Source organism: Subtercola lobariae, assembly GCF_014640255.1.
GTDB lineage: Bacteria > Actinomycetota > Actinomycetes > Actinomycetales > Microbacteriaceae > Subtercola > Subtercola lobariae.
Genome location: NZ_BMGP01000001.1, coordinates 480,640 through 497,449, shown reverse-complemented (window position 1 = coordinate 497,449; position 16,810 = coordinate 480,640). Strand labels below are relative to the sequence as shown.

Genomic DNA, 16,810 nt, shown 5'->3' with positions numbered 1-16,810 from the left:
CGCCGCACGTGCGGCCGTCACGAAGCGCCCCGCAGGGCGAGCGCGCGACGGTAGGCCGCTACGTGCCGAGCGCCAGCGTCAGCCCAGTCGCGGCGACTCAGGTCGGGATGCTCGTGCCGGCCGACGTGTGTCGACGAGGCCAGCGAGACCGCCGGACTGTAGTGAGACGGGCTTGAACCTCGGTCGTCGGAAGGCTCGATCTGACGCAGCGCGCGCTCGAGCGTCTCGGCGGAGAGGGGCCCGTCGTAGCGGTAGACCCAGCCCGGGCCGACCTCGGCGCACAGGGCGTCGGTCACCGGGTTGGCGGGCACGAGCACGGGCCGATCGAGCGAGAGCGCGGCCAGAACCGCTCCCGAATTGTGCAGCTCGTGGTAGGGCAACACCACCACTTCGGCTGCGGTGACAACGGCTATGAATTCGGCATCTCCGACGAATCTGAGGTCGAGAGTCACCCGCGAATCGAGTTCGGCCAGCCGTCGCAACTGCGCCTCGAGCTCTGGCGTGCGGGGCTGCCCGGCCACATGCAGACTCATCGCGGGAGCATCGCCCGCAGCGCGCACGCGACCCGCCGTGCGAAACGCATCGACCAACTGCGTGACGCCCTTGTACGGCAGAATGTGGCCCACGAAAGCCAGCCGCCCGGGCACCGGCACTGCACCAACCGCGGCCGCGTGCGCCACACGCGCGAACCAGTCGCGGTAGTGTCCGTGCAGAATCACCTCGTACGGGCGGCCCGGCTGCGGCGGCGGTTCGGCGTTCAGGCAGATGAACAGCTCGGTCTGGGCATCGATGCGTTCGAGCAGCGCGCGCTGCCCCCGAGTCAGGGTCGAGTGCGGCGCGGGATTGTGCAGCGTTCGCACCAGCGGCACCCCGGTCATCCGGAGCCGCAATAGGAGTAGCGCGGTGAGCACTCCCCTGCCGAACGATTTCACTGGGCCGCTGCCCGTGATGAGAACGTCGGGCCAGTGCAGGTGAAAAACGTCGTACCGGCCGAACAGAGCGCCTGGCCACGAAAAGGTGCGCACCGAGATGCCGGGCTGCACGGCGAGGCTCTCGGCGAGCAGCACCAGGTACGGGTTCGTCGTCGGCCGCGGCGCCGCGAACGACTGCTGCACAATCAACTCGCCCCCGTCGCCTAACACCTCGCCCGCATCGCCGCCACGCTTGTGCGACCTACGGCTTGAAGGCACTGAGTTCCTGCACGCTGAGGTTCTGCGGCGCGTTGGTGGCACTGCCCGAGAGGTACCCGATCACACCGATTCCGCCCGGCGCCTGCAACCCCGCATACGTGTCGGTCGCCTGCACCGTCCAGGCCGTGGGCTCTTGCGTGCCCGCCACCCAGACCTTGGCCTTGATCGTGGTCGGGTTCGTGCCCGTCACCTGCAGCCTGATGCTCAACGCTGTGCCGGCCACGATGGTACCTGGCACCACCACCTCGTTCACGAGCGTCACCCCGGTGGCCGATCCCTTCAGCGCAACGAGCCCGACTGCGACTGTTCCGTTGTTCTTCAGGTGAATGGATGCCCGGTACTCGTTATTGGCCGACACCTTTCGCCCTGTGGCGTAGAGGTACGTGCCCCCGCCCGTCGCGGCCTTATCGACGCTGAACTGCACCCGCAGGTCGGTGTCTTGCTGAACGACGCTGTCCATCGAGGCACCGGCCTGGGCACCGGGGGTCGAAAGGAGCACCGTGCCGCTGCCGCCACCCACCGAGAGGTTGCTCGCGGCTCCCCAGCGGGTCCACGCGCCGCCGACGTCTGCCGTGCCGAAGCCGTTCGCTACCGTTCGGGTGAAGCTGTCGAGCGCGAACGGAGTGGCGGGCGGGGCCGTCGTCGTGACGGTGGCCGTCGCGGTTCCGGTGGCTCCCCCGTTGTCGGTGACGGTGAGCGTCACCGTATAGGTTCCTGCAGAGGTGTACGAGTGCGAGACCGTCTTGCCCGTGCCCGTCGTGGTGTCACCGAAGTTCCAGGCATACCCGGTGATCGTACCGTCGGTGTCAGCTGAGGCCGATGCGTCGAGCGCCACCGAGAGGTTCGTCACGGTCGAAGCGATGGCGGCGGTCGGCGGCTTGTTCACCACCACCGGGGCGGTCACCATGACCGAGGCGGTCGAGGTGCCGGTCGCTCCCTGGTTGTCGGTGACGGTGAGGGTGACCGAGTAGGTGCCGGCCGAAGCGTAGGCGTGGCTCGCGGTGACGCCGGTCGCAGTCGCGCCGTCACCGAACTTCCATGCGTAGGAGGCGATCGTGCCGTCGGAGTCGGTGGAGCCCGAGGCGTCGAAGGTCGCGGTGAGGTCGGTATGACCCGAGGTGAACGATGCCGTGGGCGGTACGTTCGGCGGCGGCGCGGCCACGGCCGTGACCGACGTGGTCGACGTGCCGGTGGCCCCGCTGTTGTCGGTCACCGTGAGTTTCACCTGGTAGGTGCCTGCTGTGGCATAGGTGTGGGTCCCGGTGGCCGTCGTTGCCGAACCGCCGTCGCCGAAGTTCCACAGGTAGCTGGCCACCGTTCCGTCAGAGTCGCTCGAACCGGTGCCGTCGACCGTCAGGGCGAGGTGGTTGATCGAGTTCGTGAACGACGCCGTCGGCGCCACGTTCACGTGCGGCGCGACTGCGGTCACCGACTGGGTGAAGACGCCGGTGGCGCCCTTGTTGTCGGTGACAGTGAGCGTGACCGTGTAGGTGCCCGCTGCCGCATAGACATGCGTCGGCGTCTTCGAGGTGTCGGTGCCACCGTCGCCGAAGTTCCACGCGTAGCTCGCGATCGATCCGTCGGAGTCGGCCGAAGCCGAGCCGTCGAACGCGACCGAGAGGTTCGTCACGGTCTGGGTGAACGAGGCCGTCGGGGCGACATTCGCCGGGGTGGCGGTGCCGAGCGCATAGTGCTGACTGACCGTCGCCGCCGGCAGTGCGGTGTCGTAGACCGCGGCTTCGTCGATGGTGCCCGCGAAGAACGCGCTCGACGAACCCCATGTGGTGTCACCGCCCACCCGCCAGTACCCGGTGTACGGCTGCGCACTGGTGGCGCCATTCGTACCCATCAGGGCGCCGTCGACGTAGAGCTTCAGCCCGTCACTCGACTGCGTGCCTACCACGTGATGCCAGAGCCCGTCGTTGTACGAGCCGGGAGTCGTGATGGTGTTGAGCTGCCCCGTGTAGGTGCCGAACACGAGCTGACCGTTGTTCTGCATGTAGACATGCCGGTCGTAGCTGCCTGAGGTTCCGCTCGGCGACGAGCCGAAGCCGATGATCTTGCCACCCACCGTGGTCGTGGTCTTGAACCACGCTTCTACCGAGTAGATCTCGGGGTCGTTGTACTGCTGGGCGCTCGAGACTCCGCCGCTCTGGCCATCGAACATGGTGGCCGTGTCGGGGTTGTTCGCCAGTGCCCCAGCAACCCCCTGGGTGTAGCCGCCGAAATAGTTACCTGGGGCCGCCGAAGGGCTGGAGTCGGCAGCGGTGCTGCCCGAGTCATCCAGTCTCCAGTACAGGCTCGGCGCATCGGTGAAAATGCGGTTGCCGTAGTTGTCGGCCGGCGGTTGCGGCAGCTTCGAGGTGCGACCGGATGCGACCCAGTGTGCGTCGACCTGCTGCTTCGACAGTGGCTGGCTGTAGATCGACACATCGTCGATGGCGCCGGCGAAGTAGTTGCCGCCGCTCCATGAGCTGTCACCGCCGATGCGCCAGTAGCCCTGGTACGGCTGAGCCGACGTGGTGTCGGTACGGTTGCCCACTCGAATGCCGTCGACGAAGAGCTGCATGCCCGTCGGGCCGAGGGTGCCCACCACTTGATGCCACTGGCCGTCGTTCAGAGCCGTCGGGCTGGTCAGCACTCGAGAGCTGCCGGGGTAGACCCCGAAGTTCACGTTGCCTGACGTATCCATGTAGATGTGCCGGTCATAGTTGCTCGAGTTGCCGGTGTTGGCATTGCCGAAGCCGACGATCTTGCCGCCCGCGGTCGTGGTCGTTTTGAACCAGGCCTCGATCGAGAAGACCTGTGGGCCGTCGATCAGACTCTGCGTGGCCGAGATTCCGCTGGCGTCACTGGCGCCAGAGAAGGTCGACGCCGTGTTCGAGTCACCGCCGATGGCTCCCGCCGTGCCGCGGGTGACTCCGCTTCCTGCGATCTGGTCGGAGTAGCCCGCCCAGTCGTAGACCGTGCTGCCGCTGGCCTCGCCGAGCCGCCAGAAGTCGGTCGGCGTGTCGGCGCTGACCGCCGAAGAATAGGTACTCGGGGTGGCCGACGTGACCGTGACGCTCACGCCGTCACCGATGACGGTATTGCCCAGCGGATCTGTCGCTCGTATTCGATAGCTGTAGGTCGCACCGGGAGTCAGACCGGTATCGGTGAAGCCCATCGCGGGCTGATTCCAGACCGACGAAGCCGCCGTTGTCGTGTAGACCGGCGTCGTCAGGTTGCCGTTGCGGTACACGTTGTAGGTGAGGTTCTCGTTGTCGCGGTCGGCGTTGGCCGTCCAGCTGACACGCGCCGTGCCCGAGGCGAGCGAGACGACAGAGGGTTTGAAGGTGCCGCCCGAGTACAGCGGGCCCATCTTGTTCGGGGCGAGGGCGCGCACGGCGAATCGCACGAGGCCCTGCTGGCGCACTCCGTTCACGGTGGTGAACTCACCTCCGTAGACCACGTAGTTGCTGTTCGCGGCGACGCTCCACGGGCCCTGCGACTGGCCAGTGTAGGTGCCGACGTTGAAGTCGGGGTACCAGTTCAAGAGGGTCGGCGCGGGGGTGCCGGCGAAGTTGTAGTAGCCGCCGGGGTCGGTGCCGATGGTCTGGGTGGCCGCCTTGCTGAAGGCGATGGCCCGATGGAACGTCCACGACGGGCTGGTGTTCTGAAAACCGCCGATGTTGCCGCAGTAGTGCGGGTGGCCGGCCACATAGAGCGCGGTGCCGTTCGATGCCTGCGAGTAGGTGTCTCCATGGCAGTCTTCGACCCAGGTCAGATTGCCGTTCCAGTCTGAGCGGAACGAGCCCTCGAGATTGCCGCCCGAACCGTACACATAGCCTGAACCGTAAACGCTGTCGCCGTCGGTGCTGAGGCTTTCGATCGACGACTGGCTGCCACCGTTTCGAATCAGATTGTTGACCGGGTACGGCAGCATCGCGCCGCTGTTCGCATCGACTTCACCGAGCCCGTAACCGGGATTCGATGATCCGCCCAGCGTGGTGAAGTTACCGCCGACGATGACCTTGCTGCCATCGGGCGACACGACCAGGGCTGTGACGCTGCCGCCCTGCGCGTTCGGGTCGAACGCGGTGTTCGACCCGGTGGCGGCCGTCACGGCCGCGACTTTATTGCGAACATCCTTGCCGACACTGCTGAAGGCGCCGCCGAGAAAGACCGTGCTGTTCGTGGCCGTGATGGCGTTGACCGTTGCATTCGTGCCGGCGTTGAAGGTGGTGATGACAGCACCGGTGGTGGGGTCGAGAGCGGCGATGCGGTAGCGGTTCACACCGTTCACGGTGGTGAATTGGCCGCCGATGTAGATGCGCGACCCATCGGGTGAGGCGGCGACCGATTTGACCTGACCGTTGAGCACCGGGGCGAATGCGGTGTTGAGCACGCCGGTTGTGAGGTTGTACGAAAGCACGTAGGTGCGTGAGACCGTATTGGCCCCCGCCGCCGAACCCGCCGGTTGCGCGGTGGTGAAGTCGCCGCCCGCGTAGACCGTGTTGCCGACGATGGTCTGAGACCACACGACGCCGTTGATCTGCACGGTGGGCAGCGCGTCAGCCGACACCGTGGCCGGCGACGAAGGCGCGGTCGGATCAGCGGGTGCGGTGTCTGCGAAGGCAGACTCTGCGACGGTCAATGAACTGATGACTACTGCGGCAACTGTTGCTAGGACAACAAAAAACCGACGAGTAGGCGTCTTTTTCCCCATAGGGATGCCTCATTCGTATCAGATGTGAGGTTCGGGGCTCACATGTGTAAGCCGATAGTAAGTCAACTCCTGCGTCTGGCGCTTCCCCCCAAATAAGGGCATTTCGCCGTCGACCGCGGTCAGGGCGTTGTGCCCGCGAACACCACGACCGGCACGCCGGCCTGGTAGTCGACACTGATCTGCACCTGATCGCGCTGATCTGCCGGAATCGTGAACACGTAGCTGCCGGAGACAGTTGCCCCCGCCGCCACATCGACGGGCAGCGACGTGCTGGCGCTGGTCAACTCGTCGGCCGGCGTCAGCGCCGACCCGTAGGTCACACCGACCACGGTGCTGGCGAGTGAAACCGACGCCGTGCCAGTGTTGACGGCCGTCACGGTGAACGCCAGCGCCGGGCCGCTGACCTCGCCGACGCCGTTCGCCACACCGTTGACGGCGGCAAGGCCCGAGATACTGACAGTCAAGCCGGGTGCCGGGGTGGCCGTTGCGGTCAGCGGCACGGCGGGCAGCACGTCGGGCTGGGCCGGGTCGGATGCCACGGGCGAACCGGTCGCGGCGGCCGGCCCCCCGGTCGACGGCGGTAGCACCGCACCCGCACCAGAACTCGGCGCGATCGCCGCGCCCGTTGCGCTCGCGGCGGCACTTGCGGAACCGTTCGAACCGGAGCCGTGAGAGATCGACACCACCACGACCACGGCCACAACAGCGAGCACCACGACGCCCACAATGATGCCGACGACCGTGCGCCGCCGGGTGGGCCGGTGGGCCTCCGGCACGTCGTTTTTGGGGCTGGCCATTGTGTTCTCCTCAGCAAACCGTTACGTTTCGGGTCACGATAGTCGACGCTCGAACGCGCGGAAACCCCCGCGTTCGAGGTGTACAACGAAAGCGCACCAGCCCCGAGAGCCGCCGAACATGTCAACGACCGACGCCCACCCCGCTCGGCCCGTGCTCGCTGAAAATCGGGGTGCATCCATTCGCCAGGCGCTCATTCTCGGGCTGGTGGGCGTGGCGGTGTTTCTCATCGGGTCGTGGAATGTCTCGCTCTGGAACGACGAGGCGTTCACCATCACAGCGGCCAGCAGAACGCCGGCCGAGCTCTGGGCGATGCTGCAGCAGATCGACGCGGTGCACGGCGTGTACTACGCGTTCATGCACGTGTGGGGGTCGATCTTCGGGTTCGGCCCCGTGGCCCTGCGCGTACCGAGCGCACTCGCCGCGGGCGCTGCGGTGATGGGTGTCTACGTGCTGGCGAAGTCGCTCGGTGGGGCGCGCGTCGGCGTGCTGGCCGGCATCGTGGCCATCGTGCTGCCGCGGTTCACCTGGATGGGAATCGAGGGCCGCTCGTATGCGTTCAGCACGGCGCTAGCGGTGTGGGCGAGCGTGGCGCTGCTCATCGCGCTGCGCCGGGGCCGCTGGTTCTGGGTGCTCTACGCGGGGCTGCTCGCGGCCGGAATCGCGGTGAGCATCTACGTAGCCCTGTTGGCGATGGCGCACGCGGTGACGGTGCTGTTCCTCGGCGAGTTCGCCTGGCGCCGCAAGCTCGGCTGGCTCATCGCCGCCGCTGTGGCCGGGATCGTCGCGTCGCCGGTGATCGTGACCGCGGCCGGTCAGCAGGGGCAGCTCGGCGATCTCTCGGCGACCGCCTTCTCGATGGTGCGCCAGACGGTGGTGAATCAGTGGTTCTTGGGCGCGACGCCCACTCGCGTCGACGATTCGAACGACGGCGGCGCGCTCTGGGCGAGCGCTGCACTTGCCCTGGCGCTGGTCTGCTGGGCGCTGATGGTGCTGGCGGTTCTGCCGGCATTTCAGCGTGCGAACACGGTCACTCGGCGGGCGGTTCTGGTGCTGGTGCCGTGGATGCTCGTGCCGAGCCTTCTCGTCATCGGCTACTCCCTCGTGGTCAGCCCGCTCTTCAATCCGCGCTATTTCAGCTTCACCACCCCCGCGGCCGCCGTGCTCATCGCCCTCGGAATCAGCCGCTTCTGGCGGCGTTGGCAGCGCATCGCCGCCCTCGCACTGATCGCCGTTCTGGCGCTGCCCATCTACGTTTCGCAGCGCGAGGTCACCGGCAAAAGCGGCACCGACTGGTCAGAAGCCGCGGCCTTCGTGGGCAGCCACGCGGCTCCGGGCGACGGGGTCTACTTCGGCCCGCTGAACGTGCCGAATGCAACGGTCTACTCGCGTGACACCCGGTTCATCGAGGTGACCTATCCCGGCGATTTCACCGGGCTGACCGATCTCACCCTGCTGAAAACGGGTGCCGCCGACAACAGTCTGCGGGGACTCTCGACCGCGCTGAGCGGCCAGACGGCCGAGCTGGCCGGCGTCGATCGGGTCTTCGTGGTTCGCCCGGTCGACTACCCCGCAGCGTCGGCCGCCGCCGATGACGCGGTGCTCACCACCGCTGGGTTCACCGCCGGCGCGCGCTGGGCAGGGCCGATGACCGAGGTAGTGGAGTTCAGCCGAGGGTGAACGCTGCCGGCGACCGGCACCACGAGCATCCCGAGCATGAGCATGAACAGCGGCTCAGCGCTGAAGAACGGGCTGAACAACACTCCCCACAGGCTCGTGGCCGACACGAACAGAATCACACCACTGGCGCGCCTGTCGGCGATGCGCACGGCGAGCCCCCAGATGGCCACGCCCACGGCAATGGCCAGAAACAGCAGCCCGGCGATGCCGAAATGCGCCCACAGATCGCCCATCATCGAGTGCAGTTCGAAGTGGCCGCCCATCATGTAGCGCTCCACGTAGCCGTTGTCGGGCTGGTAGTTGATCGAGGCCATTCCGGCCTTCGCCGTCACCACATCGCTCAGGTTGGGCACCGAGCCCGCACCGAAGCCGAATGGATGCTCGTTCATCAGCGCGAGCGTGGCGGTGAGTTCTGGCCGGCCGCCCAGAATCAGCGACCCCGAGGTGCGCAATTGCTCGAGCGACCGAGCCTCGGTGGCCTTGCCGAGATACCCGTCAAGAATGAGGGATTGCCCGAGGTTGTAGATCACCGCCGTCAGCCCCGCCAGCCCCACGATGACCTTCAGCGCGGCGAACTTGCGCCCTGACTGCCGCGGAATCAGCTGCACCGCCACGATCACCGTGCCGAGCAGCAGAATCGCAAAGGCCGATCGGGCGTCGCTGACCGCCGAAATCACCGTCAGCACGGCGAGTACCACGAGCTCCAACCAGCGCTGACCCGACTTCCAGGCCAACGAGAGCGAGATCACCGCGATCGGCACCGCGAACCCGAACTTCCACGGGTTCGAGGCGAACAGCGAACTGCTCGGGGTGATGCCGATGGCCAGGCCGATGCCGAACCACAGACCCACGCTCGACTCGGTGAGCACGCGGCGCGCCCACAGCACGAGCCCGAAGCCGAGCAGTCCGCCGACGAGCAGCGCAGTCGTGCTCGTGAACAGCGACGAATCGGTGTCACGCGATGCCTGGTTGAACACGTCGAGCCACCAGCCCATCACGGCGGCGACCACCCCGGTGCCGAGCAGCGCCCAGCCCCAGCGGTACGTTCGCACCGCCGGCACCCACACCGGAATCAGCACGGCCGCTGCCACAAAACCCACCTCGATGCCCTGCGGCAGCATGATTCTGGCGCCGAGCAGAACCAGTGCGATCGCCGCAATGGCGCGCACCCAGCGCCTCGGGTCACGGTCGTCGATGGCGGGCAGCGCTCCGGGTTCGGGGCGCCGCGCTGGCCTCCGGATGCTCGCCGGAGCCGCCTGTACTGACACGGTCATGGCACCCACCTTAGATCGAAGTGAGCGGCGAGTCTCTAGCGCAGAGTAAGACTTTGTGCTAAGCCCACCCCCCAAAGGGGTGTAACCTCATTCGATAGCTGATACCCGAGGAGCCACCCGAATGCCCCAACAGCCCCAGCGCTTTGGCGCGCGATTTTTCCTAGATTCGCGCACAACTCCACCCCGTCACCGCCGGCCACGCCGGTTGCTGCCCACCCCGAAAGCCCTGCTGGCGACCCTTGCCGCAGGGCTTCTCGTCACCTCCGCCATCGCGGTCATCGCACCGGCACCTGCGACCGCAGCACAGACCGTGCTGGTCAATGACACGTTCACCCGAACGATCGCGTCGGGCTGGGGAACAGCGCCCGGGGGCGCCGCCTACACCGTCTCGCCGTCGAGCGCGGCGTCGCTTTCGGTCGCCTCGAACACCGGTGTGATCGGCGGTCTGAAGCCCGGAGGCTCGGCAACCGTCACGCTGGCCAGCGAATCGGTGGCCGATGTCGACCTCACCGCGAACATTCAGGTGCCCGCCGCGCCGGTGTCACTTTTTCACGCCTTCGAGCTGCGCCGGCAAGCCGACGGTTCGACCTATCGAGGCCGGCTGCAGGTCGGGTCGACCGGCAGCACCTCGCTCGCTATCTCACGGGTGAACGGCGCCGTGGAGACCGGCCTCGGGCGCGTCGCACTTCCCTTCATCGCCACGAAGGCCACGACCATCTCGGTGGAGTTTCGCGTCACCGGTGGCAGCTCGGGGTCAGGCGCCATCACCATCGGCGGCCGAGCCTGGGTGGCAGGCAGCAGCATGCCTGATTGGCAGAGCATCGTCACCGACTCCTCGAGCAGTCGCATCACGAAAGCGGGCGCTGCCGGCTTGTGGGAGTACGCCAGCTCGTCGAATGCCGCTGCGGTGACAAGCCGCTACGACAACCTGGTGTTGAGCGCGAACCCGGCGCCGGCGGCGCTCGCCCCGGTGTCGACGCCGACGCCCACCCCGACTGCGACCACGACCCCCACCGCCACACCAACCCCGACACCCACCACGACCCCTGCTCCGGCGGCGAACCCTCAGCCCGCTCAGGGCGCGACGCCGGTCGGCACGGCCACGTACGCAGCCCCGGCCACGGCGCTCTACGTTTCGCCCACCTCGGGCTCCGACACCAATGCCGGCACGCTGGCCAAACCCTTCAAGACCGTCGCGGCGGCCATCACCGCGTCGAAAACGGGGCAGACCATCGTGCTGCGCGCCGGTGTCTACCACGAGGCCGTCACGATTCCCACGAACAAGACCCTGAGCATCCAGGCGTACCCGAAAGAGGCCGTCTGGTTCGACGGTTCGACGGCCGTCACGTCGTGGAGCGCCTCGGGTTCGACGTGGAAGACGAGTGGATGGTCGTTCTTCGGTGATTCCAGCATGGACGGGGTTGCTGACAACCCGGGTTTCGTCGACCCCGCGCATCCGATGGCCGCGCGCCCCGACCAGGTGTTCATCGACGGAACAGCACTGCGCCAGGTGGCGACTGCGGCTGAGGTCACCGCCGGCACATTCGCCGTCGACGCGGCGTCTAAGTCGATCACCATCGGCAGTAATCCGGCCGGCCACGACGTTCGCGCCAGCAACCTGACGCAGGCCATCGCAGTGCTCTCACCCGGCTCTACCCTGCAGGGTTTCGGCGTGCGGCGATATGCGACGTCGTACAGCGAGAAGGGCGCGGTACGCCTCGGCAGCACGAGCGAAACCGCCCGCGACTTGGTTATTCAAGACAACGCGATGATCGGCATCAACGTGCAGAACAACGCCGCGACGCTCGACCATCTGACGGTTCAGCGCAATGGTTTGATGGGCATCGGGGTCAACGCGTCGTACGGCCTGGTGATCAAGAATTCGCTGGTCACGGGCAACAACTCCGAGCAGTTCAAGCCCGCGCCGGTGTCGGGCGGAATGAAGATCACCCGCTCGCGCGGAGTGACCATCACGAACAACAACACCAGCAACAATTACGGCTCGGGAATCTGGCTCGACGAGTCGTGTTACAACGCCACCATCACGAAGAACACCTCGTCGTCGAACCAGTACACCGGCATACAGCTCGAGCTCGGCAGCACGGCCATCATTGCCGACAACGATCTGTCGAATGAGCAATTCGCCATGCAGATCATCGACTCGTCGAACGTGAAGATCTTCAACAACACCATGGGCGGCAACTCGAAGTTCGACGTGCGCATCGAGCAAGACGAACGCCGCCAGGCTGCGCCGGGCGCCGTGGGCCGAGACCCGCGGCAGCCGGTGCCCGACCCTACGGTCACCTGGTTGACCAAGAACATCACGGTGGCGAACAACGTGTTCGGTAGCGGCGGGTACTGGCAGGTCTACGCGTTCGACGCAGAGACCCATGTGTCGGCTGACGCGATGGCGCTGACCATCAGCGGAAACCTGTTCAATCAGCGAACCACCACCGCGCAGCCGACGCTCGTTGGCTGGGGGCAGGGCGACAACGTCACCGTGACGAGACTCGATACGGTGGCGGCGATAAACGCGAAGAACCCCGCGTTCGTCAACGTCGAAACGAGCTCGAGCCTGCCGCTTTCGGGCATGACGAGTGCGATCGCGGGCGCGCAATCGGGTGCTGTGCCGCTGCCGGCCGACGTCGCCGCCGCACTCGGCCAACGCGCCGGCACCAAGAAACTCGGCCACCTCTAACCCCCACCCCCACCCCGCCCCTCCCGCCCGACCAATCGAGAGGTCGAAATCTCTCCCAAAAGCCGGTTTTTGGGAGAGATTTCGACCTCTCGATTGGTGGGCGGGGCGGGGCGGGGGTGCCACCCCCAGAAACGGGGGTCGCGTCGGCCTGCGGCGGCGTTTAGTGTGGGGGGCACTCACGGTGACGCGGCTTTCCTAGGGCCGCCCGCCGATTCCCCTCGGGCCCCCTCCCCCGAGCTGTACCGACTATCCCGAAGTAGTCATCGATGAGCCTGAAAATCGGATACGCCGCGGGTGCTTTCGACCTGTTCCACGTCGGGCACCTGAACCTGCTGAAACACGCGAAGAGCCAGTGCGACTACCTGATTGCGGGGGTCGTCTCTGACGAGATGCTCGAGCTGACCAAGGGCATCACCCCGGTCATCCCGTTAGCCGAACGGTTGGAGATCGTGGCCAACATCAAATTCGTCGACGAGGCGCACGCCGAGGTTCACGAACACAAGCTCGACACCTGGGCAGACGTGCGATTCGACGTGTTCTTCAAGGGCGACGACTGGCGAGGCACCGAGAAAGGCCTGCGTCTCGAAGCAGAGTTCGGCGCTGTGGGGGTGCAGGTCGTGTACTTTCCATACACCGTTCACACGTCGAGCACGAAGCTGCGGCAGGCTCTGGAATCGCTCGAGAAAAGTGGTGCGGCCCGGCGTTCTAGAAACACCGGGCCACACCGGAACGCGACTCAAGACCCCCACAGAGTTCCTAGCTCAACGAGATCTGTCGACGTTCCCCCCAGCTTCGAAAAACCCGAACGATTTGAAGCTGGCAGCCATATTTTATAGGCACGCGGGTGACGTCTCAGCACCACACGCGTGACTTTCCGATTAAGAACTCACACAGAGTTCGCCGAACGTGTGCAAGAAACCGGTAGGTTCGTACGATGAGCGACGAGGCAGCCCCTGAAAACGTACCGGTCATCGTGACCACGAAGAACGTCACAGTTACCGAGCTGGCGGCGGTGTCGGCCGTGGTGCGCGGAATGCTCATCGAAGAGAACGATTCGTTGCGCGCCGAAAAGACGGCGGCTCCCTCACGCTGGCAGCGCAGTCAGCGCACCGTGCGGGGCGAACTGCACCGAGCGACGCACTCCTGGGTCGACGAATAGACAGCGCTCGTGGGCGCGTCGTGTCCACCAAAGTGACGACTAGGCATGCCCCCCGAGTAGGGCCAGTATTACTAGTGCTAGGTGTCTCTCTTTGAGTTACATCGCCAAACATTCGCTGTCTAGGGTAAGTGAGCGAATGCTTGGGGGCGAGTCAGGGCGTTATTCGGGTTAGCAACCTGACTCGAAAAAACAGCTGGGGGTTGGCGTTTCGCCGGCCCCCAGTTTTTTATTCGCGGCTGATCTCCGTGAACTGCGACACCTCGTCTTCGGTGGCGTCGGAGCCGAGCGCGGCCGCGCTGCCGTCGTCGCTCACGGTCAGCCCGACCACCGTCACCGCGGCTGTGCTGTCGTCGACTCCTGTTCGCACGATGAGCCGGTCGGCCTGCGAGCGCGCGATCTCGCCGGCGACACGCGATTGAATGCGGTCGCGAGCGCCGTCGGTCAGATCATCCAGCCCTCCGTCGTCGAGCAGGGTGACGTCGATTCCGCGTCGCCTGGCCGCCAGCACCTCTGTTCGCACGTCTTCGTTCAGCAGGTGGCGGCCCCGAATTTCGTCTCGAATCGCGCCTTCGAGGTGCAGACACTCGCGCCGGTCTTCGGCACTGAGCCGGCCGCCGCTTTCGACGATGTGGTGAAGCATCGGGCCTGCGACCCGGTTCATCTGGTCGAGTCGGTGACGACCCTCGGTGAGTTGAGCGTCTTGGATGGCCTGCCACGCCGCGGCCTCGCGCTCGGCCACGGCGAAGAGCCTGGCATCCCGAGCCGCACGGGCGGTCGCACGAGTGAGCGCGTGCCCCACGCCCACCCAGACGGCGCTGCCGATGACTCCGGTGGTGAAAACCGCGAGGGGGCCGCCCCAGATATCGACGGCCACGGCGAGGGCTGCGATGCCCAACCAGGCGAAGGCAGCCTGCTGGCGAACAACAGTGATGGTCAGAAGCGTTCCGACCGCTGCGACCGACCAGGTGGCGTAGCCGTTGAAGGCCTGGCCGTTCAATTGCGAGAGCACCAAGATCGAGATGACCAGGCTGACGGCGAAGTTGAGCGCGGCCATCCAGAGCGGCATGATCAGCGGGCTCGTGGGCCAGAGGCTCATGACGGTGGCGGCGGCATACAACACCATGGCGACGATGACCGGGCCCACTGAATCGGGGTATTGCATCGAGTTCAGCGCGAGCACGAGGTGATAGGCCGAGAACAGGGCGGCGAGAATGGTGATGAGGGCGCGAGGTGGCGAGATCATGAGTCGGCCGGCCGCCAGCTGACGATGATGGATGTTCCGCCACCTAGCATCGAATGAACCACCGCCGAGCCGCCAACCGACTCCACGCGTTCGCGAATCGATACTCGCAGGCCCAACCGCTCTTTGGGTACGGCGTGAACATCGAACCCGATGCCGGTGTCAGAGACCTGCACCGTCAGTTCGACAGCTGACGCCGTCAGGGCGGGCGGCAGCGCGGCCGATCCGACAACGGCGACGAAATCGGGCCGAGATGGCACCGAAGTGACGTGCACCGAAACGGTTCTCAGCACGTCGTCGGCGGCATCGGAATCGGCCGCATGCTGAAGCGAGTTGATGAGAGCCTGCACTGCCGCAGAGAACAGGGCGTCGGCGACTCGGCCCGGAATGCGGCCCGCGATCTGACCCTCCGTCGAGAACGAAACTCGCGGGCTGAGCAGCTGGGTGGCATCGACCAGCCGGGCGGCGAAATCATTCAGGCTGACGTCGGAGTCGAGGTCGAAGGCGCCCGGAGCATCTTGCAGCGTTTCGAGCGCGGCGGCCGAGAGCGCGACTGCCGCGTCACGTTCGGTCTCCGTCTCGGCGCGTGCGGCCGTGATGAGAGTGGTGAGCACCGAGTCGTGCACGAGGGCGTCGACCTTGGTGCGCTCGACCTCGGTGGCGTGGTTTCGTGCGGCCCGCGCATATCGCTGCATGGCGGTCTGCTGGGCGGCATCCACTCTGTCGGCTGCTCGGCGCAGCGTTGTGGTCAGCATGAGCATGAAAGCGCCGATCAGCAGCACATAGAAGGCATCGAGCAGGCTGCCCTTGAGCTCTGCGGAGCCGCCAGAAGGCTGAACGTGAATGCCCACGTAGACCGCGGTGACGGCGACGATGTAGGCCGCGGCCCAGGGCACTGGCAGCGCGACCGCGACATAGGCCATCGCCACCGCAATGCCCGACCACAGCCACGGCTGCGTGCCGAGCGCGGCCGACGTGTTCGAGACGCACAATGGCCAGATGGCGAAGGCTACAAAGTAGAGCAGCGCGAAGACGGTCATCATCACCCGAACACCGCGCTTCAGAACGGCAGCCAGCACCACCAACAGAAGCACGGCGAGCAGAACTTCGGGCTCGACGCTCAACCAGACGGGGTCGACGTAGGTCGTCGAACTGGCGATGACGGGAATGGCCTGCAGAGACAGAACGAGCCCGAAGACGGCCGCCGCTCGGGTCAGAATGCGCTCGACGGTCGATCGGCTGAGCGCTCCGCGCAGGCGATCCAGGGTCGAAGCGAGCTCGGCCGGAGCCGGCTCGACAGCGATGGAACCCGGCGACTCGCTAACGCGGCGCATTGCGAACGTCATCGATCACGAGAATTCCGTCTTCAACGGCCCTGCGCAGAAGGTCGACCTTGGTGGGCGCCGGGCGCCCCACTTCGACATACTTGGCTCGCACGCGGCCAAGATACTCTTTCGCCGTCGAGGGGGCTATGCCGAGCTGCACCGCCACCGCTTTCAACGGCAGGCCAGAGGCATACAGATGCAGAACGTCTTGTTCGCGACGGCCGAGCTGGGCGCGAGCGAACTCCTGATCGGCATCGATCGCACTCGCCCATTCGAGATTGTTGAGCACTTCACCACGAGCGACCGTGGCGATGGCCGCCATCACAATGCTGGTCGCGCTGGTCTTCGGAATCACTCCGGCGGCTCCAGCAGCAAGAGCTTCGCGAATGCTGGTGGTGCGGTCGGCAATGCTGTGAATGAGCACATCAGCCCCGGTCGCCCTGGCCCTGGTGACATTCTCGGTCACCGACGAACCATCGCCGAGGCTCAGATCCATAACCACCACGCCGACGCTCTGGCCGTCGATCGCATCGAGCAGTTCGTCGACCGTGGCGCCCACGCCCACCACCTCGTAGCCCGCGTCACGACAGGCGGCGCGGATGCCCAACAGCACAGATTCGTGATCATCGACGATGGCCACTCGCACGTTCGGCGACTCGGGCGCGGCCGCCGCCGAGGCTGCGCGGGCGCGCACGGCACGGCTTCGAGGGGCAGAGGCAGGTGGTGCGGAATCTGTCACGA

At 66.1% G+C, this 16,810-nt stretch carries 10 protein-coding genes and 1 pseudogene; 4 read left to right on the top strand and 7 right to left on the bottom strand.

Annotation, left to right across the window (positions count from 1 at the left end):
* Positions 1–17: 17 nt before the first annotated feature.
* The 3 genes from IEX24_RS02315 to IEX24_RS02305 form a co-directional block, all read right to left on the bottom strand.
* Positions 18–1,190, bottom strand: coding sequence for a glycosyltransferase (locus tag IEX24_RS02315; RefSeq protein WP_229715043.1), 1,173 nt, complete (start codon positions 1,188–1,190; stop codon positions 18–20).
* Positions 1,174–5,826 carry a PKD domain-containing protein gene (locus IEX24_RS19920; RefSeq protein WP_275411887.1) on the bottom strand — a complete coding sequence of 1,551 codons (4,653 nt, stop codon included), beginning with the start codon at positions 5,824–5,826 and terminating at the stop codon, positions 1,174–1,176. Before IEX24_RS19920 ends, IEX24_RS02315 begins: the two co-directional genes overlap by 17 nt.
* A gap of 191 nt (positions 5,827–6,017) precedes the next feature.
* Complete coding sequence (locus IEX24_RS02305; protein ID WP_188673034.1) at positions 6,018–6,695, bottom strand: hypothetical protein; 678 nt, start codon at positions 6,693–6,695, stop codon at positions 6,018–6,020.
* A gap of 118 nt (positions 6,696–6,813) precedes the next feature.
* Between IEX24_RS02305 and IEX24_RS02300 the strand changes: the two genes are divergently transcribed.
* Positions 6,814–8,373 (top strand): glycosyltransferase family 39 protein, encoded by a 1,560-nt coding sequence (locus IEX24_RS02300; RefSeq protein WP_188673031.1) that lies wholly within the window; start codon positions 6,814–6,816, stop codon positions 8,371–8,373.
* Here the strand turns inward: IEX24_RS02300 and IEX24_RS02295 are convergent.
* Positions 8,259–9,647 carry an O-antigen ligase family protein gene (locus tag IEX24_RS02295; RefSeq protein WP_188673027.1) on the bottom strand — a complete coding sequence of 463 codons (1,389 nt, stop codon included), beginning with the start codon at positions 9,645–9,647 and terminating at the stop codon, positions 8,259–8,261. The genes IEX24_RS02300 and IEX24_RS02295 overlap by 115 nt on opposite strands.
* Positions 9,648–9,768: 121 nt before the next feature.
* Here IEX24_RS02295 and IEX24_RS02290 point away from each other — a divergent pair, with 121 nt between their 5' ends.
* The 3 genes and pseudogenes from IEX24_RS02290 (at position 9,769) to IEX24_RS02280 (ending at position 13,504) form a co-directional block, all read left to right on the top strand.
* The gene (locus IEX24_RS02290; RefSeq protein ID WP_188673023.1) at positions 9,769–12,345 is read left to right on the top strand and encodes a right-handed parallel beta-helix repeat-containing protein; all 2,577 of its coding nucleotides are present in this window, start codon (positions 9,769–9,771) and stop codon (positions 12,343–12,345) included.
* A gap of 266 nt (positions 12,346–12,611) precedes the next feature.
* Positions 12,612–13,040 (top strand): annotated as a pseudogene (locus IEX24_RS02285) (FAD synthase family protein); the annotation flags it as partial.
* A gap of 239 nt (positions 13,041–13,279) precedes the next feature.
* Positions 13,280–13,504 (top strand): acyl-CoA carboxylase subunit epsilon, encoded by a 225-nt coding sequence (locus IEX24_RS02280; RefSeq protein WP_188673017.1) that lies wholly within the window; start codon positions 13,280–13,282, stop codon positions 13,502–13,504.
* Positions 13,505–13,730: 226 nt separating this feature from the next.
* Here the strand turns inward: IEX24_RS02280 and IEX24_RS02275 are convergent, their stop codons facing one another.
* Genes IEX24_RS02275 through IEX24_RS02265 form a run of 3 tightly spaced genes read right to left on the bottom strand, consistent with a single transcriptional unit; the run spans position 13,731 to position 16,763 of the window.
* Positions 13,731–14,747 carry a DUF8320 family protein gene (locus IEX24_RS02275; protein ID WP_188673014.1) on the bottom strand — a complete coding sequence of 339 codons (1,017 nt, stop codon included), beginning with the start codon at positions 14,745–14,747 and terminating at the stop codon, positions 13,731–13,733.
* Complete coding sequence (locus IEX24_RS02270; protein WP_188673011.1) at positions 14,744–16,090, bottom strand: sensor histidine kinase; 1,347 nt, start codon at positions 16,088–16,090, stop codon at positions 14,744–14,746. The genes IEX24_RS02275 and IEX24_RS02270 overlap by 4 nt, the downstream gene beginning before the upstream one ends.
* A complete protein-coding gene (locus IEX24_RS02265; RefSeq protein ID WP_229715083.1) occupies positions 16,065–16,763 on the bottom strand; it encodes a response regulator transcription factor in 699 nt (232 codons plus the stop codon). The genes IEX24_RS02270 and IEX24_RS02265 overlap by 26 nt, the downstream gene beginning before the upstream one ends.
* Positions 16,764–16,810 lie beyond the last annotated feature (47 nt).